We start from the raw sequence: 14,838 nt of genomic DNA on the forward strand, positions 1-14,838 counted from the left end.
ATTGCCCGATCGGGAGTCTCCAATGACAAGCTCGTGGCGCGAAATGACATTGGCAGCGGCTTTGGCAATAGGTTTCTCAGCGCACGCACACAACTGCGATCCGCTTGTATTTCTGTCTTTGAAGGTCGGCAGTAAAACTATAGCGGTCACAGAAGCGCAACTATCAGCGCTGCCGCAGCGGGTCATCGTTACGTCCACCAATTGGGCAAAAAAGGGCTCCTACAAGGGGCCGTATTTGAACGATGTCGTTGGCTTGGCCGGCAGAGGTAGCGTGCAAAAACTGACTGTATACACCTGGGATCATTTCAAAGTCGATATTCCATTTTCTGATTTAGCAAAGTATGGCGTTATCTTGGCGACAAGCCTTGATGACAAACGGCTGAAACTGGATGATTGGGGGCCAATGTTTGTCATGTACCCCTATGATGATTATAAAGAGTTGAGGAGGCCTGCAGGTCTCAACAAAATGGCTTGGCAGGTGTGTCGGATAGATATTTTATGAGACGTATATGGTTTTGGGTGTTGCGCTTCTCTTTACTCGTGGCATTCCTTCTCTTCTTCTACTACTTTATTACTAGTAAGCCGCCTGAAAAAATTATCGAAGAACCATATTGGTCGGTGAGTCAGTTCGAGACAAGTTTTTGGCGTTTAAAGGCTGACCTTGCGAGGATGGAGGACGGAGATGTCTTTGTTCAGGCGCAGTCAGAAAACAGCTTATCTGTTTTTCTTTCCAAAATACGTTTGCTAACTCGTGAATCACCATCGCGTACTACGCTGATGACAAATCACGATTTTGCCTTGCACTTTCCTGAGTTGAGTGCCTTGGAGCATGATGTTCGTGCTATCCATGACAGCTATGGTAGCGAAATGACTAAGGGCGAAGCGCTCCAATTACTGGAACGTTTGGATCGTATTGGTCACATGGTTTCCGATATATCAGCCAGCGTCTGGCAGATGCAACTAGCAAGTAGCGACGCTTCTTTCGAAGCTGCCGAAGCTCGTAACAAAACAATAAACCAGCTGATTGCAAGCTTGGCAATCATGGGCGGATTAGCAGTAATAATTTATACCTATTACAATTTGGGTTTGTATCGCAAGAACTGCGAACTTGCCCGGAGCCGCGACGAATTGGCCGAACGCAACCTTCAGCTGGCCCACCAGAAGAAGCTGCTCGAAGTCTCAGTGGCCGAGAAGAATGAGTTCATGGGGATGGTGTCGCATGAACTGAAGTCGCCCTTGCAGACCATTTCCTCATCCGCCGAATCTCTGCTCAGTCCGCTTGATCCGCACAGGCGCAACCGTCTACTGGCGCGCATCCAGCGGGCGACTCTGAGCATGAAATTTCAGATCAACGACCTGCTGACTCTGGCACGCTCCGAGGCTGGCGCGCTGGAGTTCCGCCCGGACGTGTTTTGCGTTCAGGACCTGCTAGAGGAAGTGCTGGATCTGGAATCACAAAACGCCTACGAGAAGGGGTTGCGGCTATCTATCCATGCGCCCATAGAACCCATCTTCGCTACAGCCGACAGCGGCCGCCTGACGCAGATCCTGGGCAATCTCACCAGCAACGCCATCAAGTACACCGAGCACGGGGCAGTGGAACTGTCGCTGGCCGATGTCAATGAACATCAGCTGGTGTTCACTGTGCGGGACACCGGACCCGGCATGCCTTCGGGGTTCGCGCCACTGGAGATCCAACCGTTCAAGCGCTATGGCGTCTTGCAGGGCGGCGATGGCGCCGGCATCGGCCTCAAGATCGCCTACTCGCTCGCTGAGTACCTGTCCGGGCAGCTGACCTACGACAGTAGTGAGGAGGGCACTTGCTTCAGGCTGACCATTCCGGCACTGCTGCAGACGGACGACCCGCGGCCTTCACCAGCCGAATCGAAGCAGCGCTGGCTCTTGGTGGATGACAACCTCGAACTGCTGGCTTCGCTGCACAGTGAATGCCAAGTGCTAGGCATCGAGGCCGACATCGCACCGTCGCCGGCGATCGCCGCGAACATGATGGCCGTCAATTACTACGATCTGGCCCTTATCGATGTGAACATGCCGGGCCGGCGCGGCGACGAACTCGCGCGTGACTTCAGGCGCGGCAGTTCCATGGCAAATCCCCGGTGCCTGCTGTACGGCATGAGCGCCCTGCATCATGGACCCTCGCCGATTCGCTCGCCCTTTGACAAGCTGCTCGACAAGCCCATCCGCATCAAGTCGCTGCTTGCCGGCCTCACACGCCCAGCGTCAGGTTCGCCATCAGAACGCCGGCTGTGATCGGTTTCTGGCAGACGAAGAAGTGGTAGCGCTTCTGCGCCTGCTCGACGGCGCTGCTGTCGGCCTTTCCCCCGGCGCCCATTTCCCCAGTCAGCAGCACGATGCGCGCTTGCCTGGAGATGCGGCGCAGTTCAGCAAGGACGGTTTCCGCCGTGTCCTTGCCAAGCCACCAGTCCAGAACAAAGGCGTCGTACTCGTGGCCAGACTCTAGGTCGGCCAGCAGCGCGCGCGGTGACGTATAGGCCTTGCTGGTGCATCCCTCGTCGGCCAGCATGTCGGCAAGGCTAGCGGCCGTGTCGGCAACGTCGTCCAACACGGCCACGCGAAGCGGTGTCTGCCCGTCCTGGCCGTGAACCAGTTCGATGACCTTGATCGCTTCGAAGGAGAAAGGCACCTTATCGACCGTCATCACGAGCAGGCCGCCATCGGTGTTGAACGCCGCCCACATATCGCCGCGATCGGGCGGGCCGTCACCCAGGCGAACCATCACAGGCGCCTTGTGCTTGTCGTTTACCAATTGCGCAGCGAAGGTCTTGCCCATCACGCCGCGGATCATGCTCAACATGGACTCGCCGTAGTGCTCGCCCATGCGAGCCAAGTCATCCCAGGTCCATGCTGACGTTCCGGTGACCCGGTGGTGGGCGGCTGCGCGCGATAAGCCCAGAACCTCGATTACCGCCGTCACGTAGTGGCGGCGGTCCACCTTGTGGCGCGCCAGAAGCGCGCGAACGATCTCGGCAGCCGATGGCGCCGATCCGGTCCCTTGTGTCTGGCTGTCCTCTTGAGCAGGCATGCGCTGTCCCTGTGTTGTGTCAAACAAAATTTATGATAAGCTTATGTATCGTTGAACAATACAATTAGTGCGATTTGTATTGTATTTCGTTACACGGTGCGCCCAATCTGTCGGATTGTGCATTCCTTCCATGACCGGAGATGTAAGTGATTGACTTGCCGCCTGATCTCGCGCAGTGCGCTCCCCAAGTATCCCCGGTGTTGATGCAGGCCCTGGTCCGCACCGAATCGGCGTGGAACCCGTATGCCATTGGGCCTGATGCCGGCCAGCGCGCAATTGCCCAGCCGCAAACACTGGATGAAGCGGTCAAGACTGTAAAGCAACTTCAGGCGGCGGGAGCCAAATTCAGCGTGGGTTTGGCGCAGATTCATATCAGCAATGTCACCGGCCGGGGAATGACCTGGGAACAGGCATTCGACCCCTGCAGCAATTTAAGGATGGGACAGACCATCCTTTTTGAATATTACGGCAAGGCAATTAAAGAGGGTTACAGCGGGGTCGATGCGGTTTGGGCCGCGCTTCGCGGCTACAACTCGGGCGGCGTGCATAGAAAGGTCAGCGATAAATACGCTGAAAAGATATTCACGTATATGCAGGCCCAGCAGGCGTGGGTACGGACTTCCAAAGCCGCCAGAAGCACGCCGGCAAGCACCGATCCGCGATTTAACCAACTTGCCCGGTCCGTTCAGATCGACATTTCTGGCGCAAACGCGCCGCCGGCGCTGCCCGCCGCCATTGCGTCCAATCCCAATTCGCTGCGCGATGGTGAATCCCCTGACATTTTCCAGGCGCAGGAGGTTACCCAGGGATTTTGATGCTTTGCCTTTTCATTGACTCAACAGGAACCAACATGAATTCCCATATCTTGCAAACGAGTGAAAACACGCTGACGAAAATTATGCTGCTCAAGGGCATTCTTCTGATCGGAATCCTGGCTGCCTTGCTGTTCCATCCGGCCGAGGCCCAAACGCTCAAGCAGACGGGCGTTTCCATCTTCAATGCCCTGTACGCCGTCATCGGCGTAGTCGGAGCCATCTGCGTGCTGGTCACAGGCATCAACTGGGCGGCGGGCAACTTCCTCGGCGCCCACGATCCCAAGCGGCTCTTCTTCCAAGTGCTCGCGGGCACGGCCATCGCCTTCGCCTCGGTGGCCATCGTGCAGTTCATCAAGGAAGCCGTGGGCGGCAACGGCAGCATCGGGAACCTGTGAACCATGGCCGGGGGAAGCAACAAGCACGTCGATGAACCCTTGGAAAGGGTCCTCGTGTACCAGGGGCCGCAAACCAAGGCGATGCAGTTCTATGTGCCCTTGACGGTGTTTGCCGTGGAGTGCGTCGCCCTGCTGGTCTTCTTCCGATTCTTTCAGTTTTGGGCGCTCTTGTTCGTGCTCCCCATTCACTTGCTGCTGATGCTGAAAACGGCCAGCGATCAATGGTGGGTGGAGAACCTTGTCTGCAATATCAAGTACAGGTATTTCGCCAGGAACAAGGGCTTGCGGGGAAAGAACGTGGTGACATTCACCCCGCATGCCACGCGACGGGAATTGAGGGCGGAGCTTGGCCCCCAGCTGAAAACCAAGAGGCGCAAGCATGCTCAATGACCGAGTGGATGCCAAGGAAGTCAGCGACGCTTCCCAGCTGCCCTACAGCCAGCAGATCAGCCAGACCATTGTCGTGACCGAAGCTGGCGATTACACGGCGACGCTGCAGGTGCATGGAATCTCGTTCGACACCATGACCAATGCGGAGATCGACGGGCTGAACCGCACCTGGCTCTCCGCCATCCATACCGCGCTGGCCAGCCCGAACCATGCCCTGTGGACGCATATCGTCCGCACGCGGCAAAAGGACGTACTCACCCACAACGAGTACGACAACGAATTCAGCGCAGATTTCGTCAAGGCGTACAACCAGTCCCTCGAAGGCAAGGACTTCTTCACCAACCGCCTCTACCTGTCTCCGGTGTACCGCCTGGCCGGCACCCAGGCCGACCGTTTCGGCCTGCGCTTCGCGTCCAAGAAAAGCGAGGACTACAGGGAACTGCACGAGCAGGCCAAGGAGGCGGCGCAGCGCAGTGTCGCCGTGCTGCAGGCCGCGCTCAAGCGCTACCACACGCGGCAGCTGCAGTCCTACTCCAGGGACGGCGGCCTGCATACCGAGATTGGCGAGTTCTATGCCTGGCTGCTGAACCACCGGCACAGCCAGGTGCAGCTGCGGCCCGCCAATCTATCGCGCAGCCTGCCGCTCGCCACGCTGGACTTCGGAGAGGAGACGGTCAGGATCGTCAACGGCGCCTCGACCACCTATGCGGCCGTGATGGCCATGACTGCGCCGTACACCTGCGAGTCCATCGACGCAAAGGTCCACGAGAAGCTGCTGACGGCCGATTTCGAGTTCGTGCTGAGCCAGTCCTTCACCGCCATTCCGCGAGACGCCGCGGAACGGATGCTCAAGGCGCAGCAGAACCGGATCGAGAGCACGGCCAGCAACGAGATCCAGATCGCCGACATCAAAGCGGCGCTGACGAATCTGCAGGCCAACAAGTTCAAGATGATGGAGCACGAATGGATTCTGGTGATCTACGGCTCCAGCCTGAAGGAGTTGAACCACCACGTCAACGACGCCATCACGTTGATGAACGAGAAAAGCATTCAGATCTCACGCCAGAACGGCGGGGCGCTGATTGCCACCTTCTGGTCGATTTTCCCGGGTGCATTCAAGCACGGCCGGGTGCGCGCCATGCCGATCAGTTCGCTGAACATGGCGAAGTTCTTCCCGCTGCACAACTATCCCACCGGAAACAGAAAAGGAAGCCAGTGGGGCAAGCCCATACTCGTTCTCTCGACCGAATCGCGCAACCCCTATTTCCTCAACCTGCACGTCAGCCGCGACCGGATGGCCGAGCAGGGCATCCAACTCAACATGGACGACGAGGACGATCCTGCCGTGCCCGCGCAGAAGCGGCAGAGAAAAGAGGTGGGCAACTACTACATCATCGGCGGCACGGGCGCGGGCAAGACAACCCTGAAGGTGGCAATGCGCGCGGCCTTGAAGCGGCGCGAGAGCCGGGACAACCGGCCGGTCAAGATTTTCACCCTGGACAAGGACTATGGGGAGGAAATCGTGATGCGGGCCATGGGCGCGCAGTACTTCATTCTGGAGCCGGGCGTTCCATCGGGCATCAACTTTTTCCAGTGGGACGACACCGAGGAAACCCGGGAAATGATCTACGACGTTGCCAAGTGGGCGGCGCAATACGACACGCGCTATGAACTGAAGCCCAGCGAGGCCATTGACCTCAAGAAGGCCATTTCATCGGTCTTCGACCTGCCGAAGGCGGATCGCCGGTTTGGCAGCATCATCCATTACCTGCCCTCGCACGAGACGGAATACAGCCTGCACCAGTTGCTCACGCGCTGGTGCCACAACGAGGACGATCCGCGTGCCAGTCCCTACGGCTGGGTGCTCGACAGCCCGGTGGATCGCCTCAACCTGAACGACAGCAGCGCCTACGGCTTCGATACGACGGCGGTGCTCAAGCTCGGGTACGCCAAGACCCCGCTGATGCGCCTGATCACCGAGAAGATTCTGCGCAGCGCGGCCGGCACGCCGCACGTGATCGACATGGCCGAGGCCTGGGCGCTGCTGGCCGATCCGCTGATGGGCCAGTTCATCGATGACAAATCCAGAACCATCCGCAAGCAGGATGGGATTCTCGGGCTGGATGCGCAAAACGCTGAGGACGTGGCCGAGAGCCACTTGGGCCAGGAGTTCCTGAATCAGTTTCCGACCTCGTTCATTCTGCCCAACAGCAAGGCCAGGGCGGAGGTCTATATCGACAAGCTCGGGTTGACGCCGCGCGAATTCGAACTGGTGCGCACCAGCAGCGCAAGCGACGGATCGGTGCTGGTGAAAAAAGGCAACGAATCCATCATGGCAAAGATGAACCTGACCGGGATGGACAACATGCTGTCGGTGCTTTCGGCCAGCACCGACAACGTGATGATCTGCCGCGAATGCATCCGGGAATTCGGACCCAATCCCCGCGATTGGTTGCCGCGCTTCTATGAAAGAAGGATCTAGATTTTTCAAAGGAGAAACAGCATGGTCAGGCTCAAGAAAATCAATTTGAGGATGTTCGGCATGGCCGCTGCGCTGGCTGTGTCCTCTTCCGTTTATGCCGGCGGTATTCCGGTGATCGACGGAGCGCATATCGCCACCGCCAAGATGAACAACATGGAGCAGATTGCGAAGTGGGTGGTTCAGCTGGAGCGGATGAAAACCGAGCTCGAACAGACCAAGGGGATTTGGGACTCCCTCAAGGACGGGCGCGGCATGGGCAACATCCTGCGCGATGACCTCATCCGCCAGTTCCTGCCCCAGGACTACTGGGCAGTCGCCGAGTCGATCCGCAGAGGAAACGGCAACTGGAACGGCATCAGCGGCCGGGTGGCCGACATCGTGAAGGCCTACCAGTACAAATCCTGCGCCGAACTCAACAAGGACCCAGTGTTGCGCCAGGAATGCGAGCGGCAGTGGCGCAATGCCGCCATGAACAAGGACTTCGGCGACCTGGCCTACAAAAAGGCGGCGGAGAACATCACCAATCTGCAGGAGTTCGTCCGCACCATCAACAGCTCGTCGGATCAGAAGGTCATCGCCGAGATCCAGGCACGCATCAACGTGGAGAACGCGCGGCTGCAGAACGAGCAGATCAAGCTCTCAACCATCGCCAAGATGGAGGAGTCCGAGCGGCAGCTGAAAACCGAGCGCGTCTACAACGGTTTCTCCGCGGGCATGGCGAACTTCAGCCGGCCCAATTTCTGAGGGAATGTGATGCGTCGCTTCCCTCGAATCGCCTGGATGCTGCTAGTGCTCGCGCTGTGCGGCTGCGAGTCCGCAGACGAGAAGGCCGAAAGACTTCGGCTTGAAAACCTCTACGCCCTGGACGACCTCAAGGTGGCCCAGGCCTACAAGAAGGCCGATTTCGCCGGCGCGGCCTATGCCAAGGAATATCTGGAAATCAAACGCGAGTGCGCCAAGGAGGAAATGAAGACGAAGGGCAAATGGTGCGAGAAATATTCGAAGATCGAGAAGCTGTACAACCAGCTTCAATCCGAATCGCTTCGCAGCATGCCACAGGCGCCAAAATTCTAAGGGGCCTGGACCATGGCAACTGGAGTTCTTGACAACGTCTACCTGAAGTTCGATGGCGCCATCACCGGGCTGTATGCCAGCGCTTCGTCGGGTATTTCGAGCTATGTGATTCCGATTGCCTGGATCGTGCTGGCCGTTCTGCTGCTGGTGTGGTGCTATCTCACCATGACGGGCAAAACGTCCATGCCGGTGCTGGACCTCTTTGTCCCGTTCATCGCCTTCATGCTGGTGCTGTACGCGATGGGCAGCGGCTACACGGCGTGGATCGCCGATCCTCTCTACAAGCTGCCCGAGGAACTGGTTTCCGCCGTGGGCCGGGGCAGCGCGACCACGCCGATTCAGGCGCTGGCGCTGTTCGAGGAGAAGTTCATCGGCCTGGCCACCGGCGGCTTCAACCTGCTGGTCGATTACGTCAAGTCCCTGGCCTGGGGCGCGGCCATCCTGCTGGCCATCGTGCTGCTGATCATGATCATCGCCGCCGTCATCATGATGGTGGTCATTTTCTGCGGCCTGGTCTACGCCAAGCTGGGCCTGACCCTGGTTCTGGCGGTCGGGCCGTTCTTCGTCTTCCTGCTCGTTCTCCAGCACACCCGCGACAAGTTTTTCTCGTGGCTGAACACGGCGCTCTTCTTCGTTTTCTATTACGTGCTGTGCTTCCTGTTCATGAATCTCTTCTTCAATTTTCTGGACGCCTACATCAATGCGCTGGCCGGCGTGGCGGCCAACAGCGGAGCGGGCGTCGCCGGAACCATCGCGGACGCCATCCGCAATCAGTTCATGGGCGGCGACATGGCCAAGGCCGGCAATGTGATCGTTCTTTTCATGCCCGTCGTTTTGCTCACGCTGATCATGGCCTTCATGTTCCTGCAGCTCAGCACGATCGCCTCGTCCATGACTTCCGGCGCCGGCGGTGCGGTCGGGCAGGGCGCATCCAGCCTGATCTATTACATGCGCGGTGCATTGCGCTCCAGGGGCGGGGCCAAGAGCGCGCCGGCCAAACCATGAAGGTGGATCTGATGCGTAGATGTTTGGTTCTGACACTGCTGGCCGCGCTTTCGGCCTGCAGCACCTACAAGCCGCCGCCTGGCTGGCCCGATGGACCGGAGCGGCCCATCAACGCGCAGCCGATTCAAAAGCCCGCGGTCGATTGAATGAGGAACGGGTATGAACGACTCGAATGAACAAGCGCAGGAGCGGTATTTCCAGGCGGCGGCCAGCTGGGATGCCGACAGCAGGAACGCCGAGCGCCTGTCCCTCAAGCGGTACAAGGCGCTGGGCATCGGCGCCGTGGTCTTCGCGGCCATCATGGGCGTGGCCGTCACCACGCTGCTGCCGCTCAAGGAGTTCGTGCCCATCATCATCCGTGTGGAGAACGCCACGGGCGCCTATGACGTCAAGCCCGCCGGCGAGAAGCTGGACGTGGGGGAGTCCCGCAACGAGAAGATCGTGATTTCCGACGTGGCCCGCTACATCAAGGCGCGCGAGGGCTTTACGCGCGGCGAGGCCGAGGAAAACTACAAGATGGTCTACCTCATGAGTTGCGGCACGCAGCGGGCCGAGTGGGACAACTACATCAACCCCCAACTCAACAAGAAGAGCCCGGTGCTGATGCTGACCAATCAGGACTCGGACCGCATCACCGTGCAGTCGGTTACCTTCTTGCAGTCGCTGGACGAGGACACTAAGACCGCCCAGGTGCAGTTTGAGAAAACCGTCTCGCGCGGCACGACTCCGCCGCTCAAGTACCGCTACGTCGCCACGCTGGGGGTGCGCTACGACCCCACCAACATCCCCAGCAACCAGCTGAACTTCTATCTCAACCCCTTCGGCTTCTGCACCGAGACCTACCGGCGCGACCAAGTGGGCAACCCGGTGGTGGTCAATGCGCCGGGGACGCCGAATCAGGAATTGAACCAGGTGATGGAGGACTTCCGCCGCGAAACCGATGCGGCGCTGGCCGCCGTGCGCGCCCAGCAGCAGCTGCAGGCCTCGCAGGCGGCCGCAGCTGCGGCTGCGGCCTCTGTCGCGGGTGCGGGCGCGCAGCCCGCGCCTGCGCCTGCGGGCGCCGCCGCTGGTGCGCCTTCCGCCTTGTCCAGCATCGGCACGAACGGGGCCGGCCAGGCGCCGCCGCCGGCGGCTTCCACCGCCCCGCCTGCCACCGCCAACCCGCGCCGACCATGACCATGAAACCGACAACCTTCCTTGTGGCCGCCGTCCTGTCGGCATGGATCGGCACGGTGGCGCACGCCGAAATGGGCGCCCGTTCCTCGAAGCTGGATGGCCGCGTGCAGATCGTGGACTACCACCCCGACGAAGTGATCCGCGTGAACATCGCCGAGGGGGTCCTGACCACTATCGAACTGCCGGCGCAGGACACCATCGATGACTTCGGCATGGGCGACCGGCAGGCCTGGCACGTCAAGTTCAAGAACAACCTCATCTCGATGAAGCCGGCCGGCATCAAGCCGGACACGAACCTCACGGTGTTCACGGCGCGGCGCAACTACCTGTTCACGTTGCAGAGCACCGGCCGCAAGAGCCGCACGGTGGCCTACTGGATGCGGGTGCGTGACTCCGAGGACGACGACAGCACGCCGGAGGGGCGTCGTGCTGCCCAGGCGCGCGCGGAGCAGAAGCGCATCGCCGACGACCTGCGCAACAGCCGCTACGAGGGCCGCCTGAATTCGGACTACTGGATCGCAGGGGCGCAGGAGTTGCAGCCCGCGTCCATGTTCGACAACGGCCGCCAGACCTACATGACCTTCAGCGCGGCCAACGCCATGCCTGCCGCCTTCGTCATCGAGTCGGACGGCACCGAGGCCATCGCCGACTTCCATGTGGAGGGCGACACGATGGTGATCCACCAAGTCGCCTCGCGCATCCTGCTGCGGCGCGGCAATCTGGTGTCGGGCATCACCAACAAGTCGCCCGCCGCCGCCGTGCAGCAGAGCCCGACCGGCACGGCCAGCGACAAGGTCAACCGCTCCGTCAACAGCGAGGAGTCCCGATGAACGCACGCTCCGACTACACCGATCCCGCAGCGCCGAAGCCAGAGCAGGAGCGCGGCGAATTCGTGGACCGGCGGCCGCCGAAGTCGCCGGGGCAGAAGATCGTGATTGCCGGCATCGCGCTGCTGGCCGTGTGCGTGCTCGCCTACGGCGCGCTCAAGCTGGCGGGCTTTTTCTCGGGCGAGAAAAAGCCCGTTGCCCAACTCGAAGAGCAGAAGCGCCCCGATTCCACGCCCGACTTCAACGTCTCCCTGGCCGAGCCGCCCAAGGCGGAACTGCGCTTCATCGAATGCGCCGGGGGCCTCAAGCTGCCCGAGGGCATGGCCTGTCCCGAGACCAAGCCCGAAGCGCAGGCACAGGCGGCGCCCGAGCCGCCCAAGGGGCCGACCGAGGAGGAGATCCTGCAAAAGCGCCGCTTCGAGTCGGAGATCGGCGTGGGCGGCGGCAAGCCGCCACCCGGCGGCGCGGCCAGCGCACGCGCCCGCGCGCCCAATCTCTCGGGCGACACCGGCTTGGGCGGCGCGCTGCTGTCCACCGCCACGGCCAGGACACTGGCCACGGTCAACCGCAACCCCTCGTTCACTCTGGCCAAGGGCACACTTCCGGACTGCACGCTGCTGACGGCCATCAGCACCGACCAGCCGGGCTTTCTCAAGTGCATCCTGTCGCGGCCGGTCTACTCGATGGACGGCAAGGTGGTGTTGATGGAGGCCGGCACGACGTTCGAAGGCGAGTACAGCGCGGGCATGGCGCGCGGCAAGAAGCGCATGTTCGCGGTCTGGAGCCGCGCCATCACGCCCAACTTCGTGGAGGTCACCCTGAACTCGCCCAGCACCGACGCGCTCGGCCGCAGTGGCATGAGTGGGCAGGTCGATCAGCATTTTTTCGAGCGCTTCGGCGGCGCGATGCTGTACTCGCTGTTCTCGGACGGCATGGACTACGTCATGCGGCGCGAGGAGTTGCGCAGCCAGGAGCGTGACGCGCGCAATGCCGCTGCCAACGGCGACAACAACACGGTCTACTACAACAACCAGGGCGGGGCGCTGCGGAACTTGGACCGCACGCGCTCGACCGCCGATCGTGTCGTGGAATCCATGCTGTCGCAAGGCGAGGACATCCAGCCCACGCTCTACAAGAACCAGGGCGAAATCATCAAGATCTACATCGCCCGCGACGTGGACTTTTCCCAAGTCTACGAACTTACGCGCAACCCAAGGAGTTGACGATGTTCCGCGATCCAGTTCACGACCTGGCGGAGCCACGCACGCCCTCGGTGCCGGCCGATCCCCGGCCTTCGGCCGCCGCCACGGCGGCACCGCCCGCAGCGGGCGCCGGCGCGCAGCGCGAGTCCCTTGCCGACCTCGACGGCGGCTGGGGCGGGCGCACCGGCCGCTCGCCTCTGGAGATCCACATCGAGCGATATTTCAGCCGCTGGCTGGAGCGTCCGGGCGTGCAGGAGGTGGCGATCAACCGCCCGGGCGAGGTGGCGCTGTGGGAGGGCGGCTACTGGCACGCACACCTCGATCCCGCGCTCACGCGCGACGTGATCGAGCAGCTGGGCCAGCTGGTGGCCAACCGTTCGCGCAAGCCCTTCAATGCGTCCAACGTCACCTTGTCCACGGCGCTGCCTGACGGCACGCGCCTGGAGATGACCGGGCCACCGGCCACGCTCAACAACCACATCTACGTCAACCTGCGCAAGCACAGCGTGGCCGCCTTCACGCTGGAGCAATTCATCGAGCAGGGGTATTTCGCCAACACGGTCCATATGTTCAACATGAACATGACCGACGAGCAGCGCGCCAGGGCGGGGCGGCAGCTGCTGCCCGAGCAACTGCGGCTGTGGGAACTGGCCCAGGCCGGGCGCTGGCCCGAATTCCTCAAGACGGCCGTGCTGGAGTACCAGAACATCCTCGTGTCGGGCGCGACAGGCAGCGGCAAGACCTCGTTCATTCGCGGGCTGGTCGAACTCATCCCCGCCGAGGAACGCATCCTGACCGTGGAAGACACGCCAGAGATGCCCCTGCCAAACCACCCGCACTGCCAGGCACTGTTCTACCGTCGGGAGGGCACCAGCACCACGGCGGGCGGCTCGGCCAAGGACATGCTGCAGGCGGCCATGCGCAAGACGCCCAAGCGCGTGCTGCTGGCCGAATTGCGCGGCGACGAGACCTACTACTACATCCAGAGCGTCCTGAACTCGGGGCACCCGGGCGGCATGACGACCACCCACGCGAACAGCCCGCGCGAGGCGTTCGTGCGTCTAGCCCTGCTCATCAAGGCTTCGCCGGAAGGCCGGGGGCTGGCGATGGACGAGACGCTGACGCTGCTGCACAGCCTGGTGAACGTGGTGGTGCAGATCGTTTTCAAGCCCGGCGCCGACCGCTACTGCTCGGCCATCTACTACGACCCGATGTACGCATCGACGCTGCTGGCATGACGAAGGCGCTGCTTCAGACAGTCGGCAGGGCGCGAGGGCCCGGCGCGCGCAGGCCCGGGCCGCGCCACGCGCTCGGGCGGCCGCGCCGTGCGAACGCCGCGAACCCGCTGCCGGGCGGCTACCGCAGCGCCCAGGGTGGGACGCCGGCGCGGATGGGCGCCGCGCCCCGTGCGCCGGGCACTCACGCGGCCGGACGCCGCCATGGGCTTCGCCCATACCCAACACCCCAAGGAGCATGAGCATGGCAACGAGACGGCCCGCGCCGAAGTCACCGGCGGAGGAGATGGTGGAGAGCAAGCGCCGCGCGATGCGCGCCGAACTGGCCGAGTCGCTGGGCCACGCGGCTCGGCGTCTGACGTTCGATGATCTGGTGCACCGCGCGCATTCCCCGGCGCAGGCCTCGGCGCGACGCAGTCAGGCCGGCAGCGGGCAGGGGGAGGCGTGGCAGACGCTCGGCCAAGTGCGCCGCGCGGACGCGGCCGGCCCGCAGCCGGCTACGGCCACACCCTATGCCCGGGGCAAGACGCAGCCGCCGCAGCAGGCGGCCGCCGACGCGGCCCGAAAGACCCGAGCGGGCGCGCTGCCCGCCCAGAACCAGACGCAGCCGGCAACCAGGCGCGGCGCGGGGCGTTGAGCCATGCCGCCAGGAATCGGCGAGCGCGGGCGGGAGCATTGACGCCGAGGCGGCCCGAGAGGGTCAAGCATCTAGATCAACCGCCAGAATAAAGCTCCTGGCGCGCGCGGCGCGATTCCGGCGATTCGTTGCGCATCTCATCCATCACCTGCTGACGTGTTTTCGGCGCCTCGGTACTCTTGATGGGCAGCGGGATGCCGCGTTGCAGCAACGCGAGCGAACCATCTTTGCGAGCTGCCTCGACCTCGGCCATCACTTGAGCACGGGTTTTGGTGCTCTTGAAGTGATCAGGGTGTTCGGTGTAGCCCTGCTCATTGGAAGCAGGATGGTACATCGAATCGGCCTGTGCCGCCATGGGCAGCGCCGTTGCCAGGACAACAGCATGCAGTGCGACAAGATGGGTGAATTTCATTGCGAGATCCTTTGCAGTGTGTGATCGAAAATACCTACATGCCCGAGGGCATGCACACAATGTAGAAATCCGCACCGAACGGGAGCAAAACGTGAAGATGACAATTTGGACAGGTAGCGAGAAG

17 protein-coding genes are annotated in these 14,838 nt (G+C 61.7%); 15 read left to right on the forward strand and 2 right to left on the reverse strand.

Features of this window, described 5'->3' with window-relative positions; all coding sequences use genetic code 11:
* The first annotated feature begins 22 nt into the window (after nt 1–22).
* A complete protein-coding gene (locus NX068_RS18485) occupies nt 23–502 on the forward strand; it encodes a putative pterin-binding protein (protein ID WP_231698562.1) in 480 nt (159 codons plus the stop codon).
* Nucleotides 499–2,271 (forward strand): hybrid sensor histidine kinase/response regulator, encoded by a 1,773-nt coding sequence (locus tag NX068_RS18490; RefSeq protein ID WP_231698561.1) that lies wholly within the window; start codon nt 499–501, stop codon nt 2,269–2,271. Before NX068_RS18485 ends, NX068_RS18490 begins: the two co-directional genes overlap by 4 nt.
* Here NX068_RS18490 and NX068_RS18495 read toward each other — a convergent pair.
* A complete protein-coding gene (locus NX068_RS18495; RefSeq protein ID WP_263462730.1) occupies nt 2,228–3,064 on the reverse strand; it encodes a helix-turn-helix domain-containing protein in 837 nt (278 codons plus the stop codon). The genes NX068_RS18490 and NX068_RS18495 overlap by 44 nt on opposite strands.
* Before the next feature lie 146 nt (nt 3,065–3,210).
* Here NX068_RS18495 and NX068_RS18500 point away from each other — a divergent pair, with 146 nt between their 5' ends.
* The 13 genes from NX068_RS18500 to NX068_RS18560 all read left to right on the forward strand — a co-directional run bounded on the left by NX068_RS18500 (nt 3,211) and on the right by NX068_RS18560 (nt 14,302).
* A complete protein-coding gene (locus tag NX068_RS18500; protein ID WP_231698559.1) occupies nt 3,211–3,879 on the forward strand; it encodes a lytic transglycosylase domain-containing protein in 669 nt (222 codons plus the stop codon).
* Nucleotides 3,880–3,914: 35 nt separating this feature from the next.
* Complete coding sequence (locus NX068_RS18505) at nt 3,915–4,274, forward strand: TrbC/VirB2 family protein (protein WP_231698558.1); 360 nt, start codon at nt 3,915–3,917, stop codon at nt 4,272–4,274.
* Between the two features lie 3 nt (nt 4,275–4,277).
* Nucleotides 4,278–4,664, forward strand: a complete 387-nt coding sequence (locus NX068_RS18510; protein WP_231698557.1) for a VirB3 family type IV secretion system protein — start codon at nt 4,278–4,280, stop codon at nt 4,662–4,664.
* A complete protein-coding gene (locus NX068_RS18515; protein WP_263462731.1) occupies nt 4,654–7,146 on the forward strand; it encodes a VirB4 family type IV secretion/conjugal transfer ATPase in 2,493 nt (830 codons plus the stop codon). Before NX068_RS18510 ends, NX068_RS18515 begins: the two co-directional genes overlap by 11 nt.
* A 21-nt stretch (nt 7,147–7,167) precedes the next feature.
* Entirely contained in the window at nt 7,168–7,890 is a 723-nt protein-coding gene (virB5, locus tag NX068_RS18520) for a P-type DNA transfer protein VirB5 (protein ID WP_231698555.1), read from the forward strand.
* A gap of 36 nt (nt 7,891–7,926) precedes the next feature.
* Nucleotides 7,927–8,220, forward strand: a complete 294-nt coding sequence (locus NX068_RS18525; RefSeq protein WP_059401013.1) for a hypothetical protein — start codon at nt 7,927–7,929, stop codon at nt 8,218–8,220.
* Nucleotides 8,221–8,232: 12 nt separating this feature from the next.
* Complete coding sequence (locus NX068_RS18530; protein WP_231698554.1) at nt 8,233–9,225, forward strand: type IV secretion system protein; 993 nt, start codon at nt 8,233–8,235, stop codon at nt 9,223–9,225.
* The gene (locus tag NX068_RS18535; RefSeq protein ID WP_231698553.1) at nt 9,222–9,371 is read left to right on the forward strand and encodes a hypothetical protein; all 150 of its coding nucleotides are present in this window, start codon (nt 9,222–9,224) and stop codon (nt 9,369–9,371) included. The genes NX068_RS18530 and NX068_RS18535 overlap by 4 nt, the downstream gene beginning before the upstream one ends.
* A gap of 13 nt (nt 9,372–9,384) precedes the next feature.
* On the forward strand, nt 9,385–10,401 hold the full coding sequence (locus NX068_RS18540; RefSeq protein ID WP_231698552.1) for a VirB8 family type IV secretion system protein: 1,017 nt from the start codon (nt 9,385–9,387) through the stop codon (nt 10,399–10,401).
* A gap of 2 nt (nt 10,402–10,403) precedes the next feature.
* The gene (locus tag NX068_RS18545) at nt 10,404–11,231 is read left to right on the forward strand and encodes a TrbG/VirB9 family P-type conjugative transfer protein (protein WP_231698551.1); all 828 of its coding nucleotides are present in this window, start codon (nt 10,404–10,406) and stop codon (nt 11,229–11,231) included.
* A complete protein-coding gene (gene virB10 / locus NX068_RS18550; RefSeq protein ID WP_231698550.1) occupies nt 11,228–12,451 on the forward strand; it encodes a type IV secretion system protein VirB10 in 1,224 nt (407 codons plus the stop codon). The genes NX068_RS18545 and virB10 overlap by 4 nt, the downstream gene beginning before the upstream one ends.
* Before the next feature lie 2 nt (nt 12,452–12,453).
* Complete coding sequence (gene virB11 / locus NX068_RS18555) at nt 12,454–13,668, forward strand: P-type DNA transfer ATPase VirB11 (protein ID WP_231698549.1); 1,215 nt, start codon at nt 12,454–12,456, stop codon at nt 13,666–13,668.
* A 241-nt stretch (nt 13,669–13,909) separates the two neighbouring features.
* Entirely contained in the window at nt 13,910–14,302 is a 393-nt protein-coding gene (locus NX068_RS18560; RefSeq protein WP_231698548.1) for a hypothetical protein, read from the forward strand.
* Nucleotides 14,303–14,378: 76 nt separating this feature from the next.
* Here the strand turns inward: NX068_RS18560 and NX068_RS18565 are convergent, their stop codons facing one another.
* Nucleotides 14,379–14,714, reverse strand: a complete 336-nt coding sequence (locus NX068_RS18565; RefSeq protein ID WP_231698547.1) for a DUF4148 domain-containing protein — start codon at nt 14,712–14,714, stop codon at nt 14,379–14,381.
* Between the last annotated feature and the right edge of the window lie 124 nt (nt 14,715–14,838).

The sequence above is a fragment of the Thauera carbonicopians genome, from assembly GCF_025699485.1.
Taxonomy (GTDB): domain Bacteria; phylum Pseudomonadota; class Gammaproteobacteria; order Burkholderiales; family Rhodocyclaceae; genus Thauera.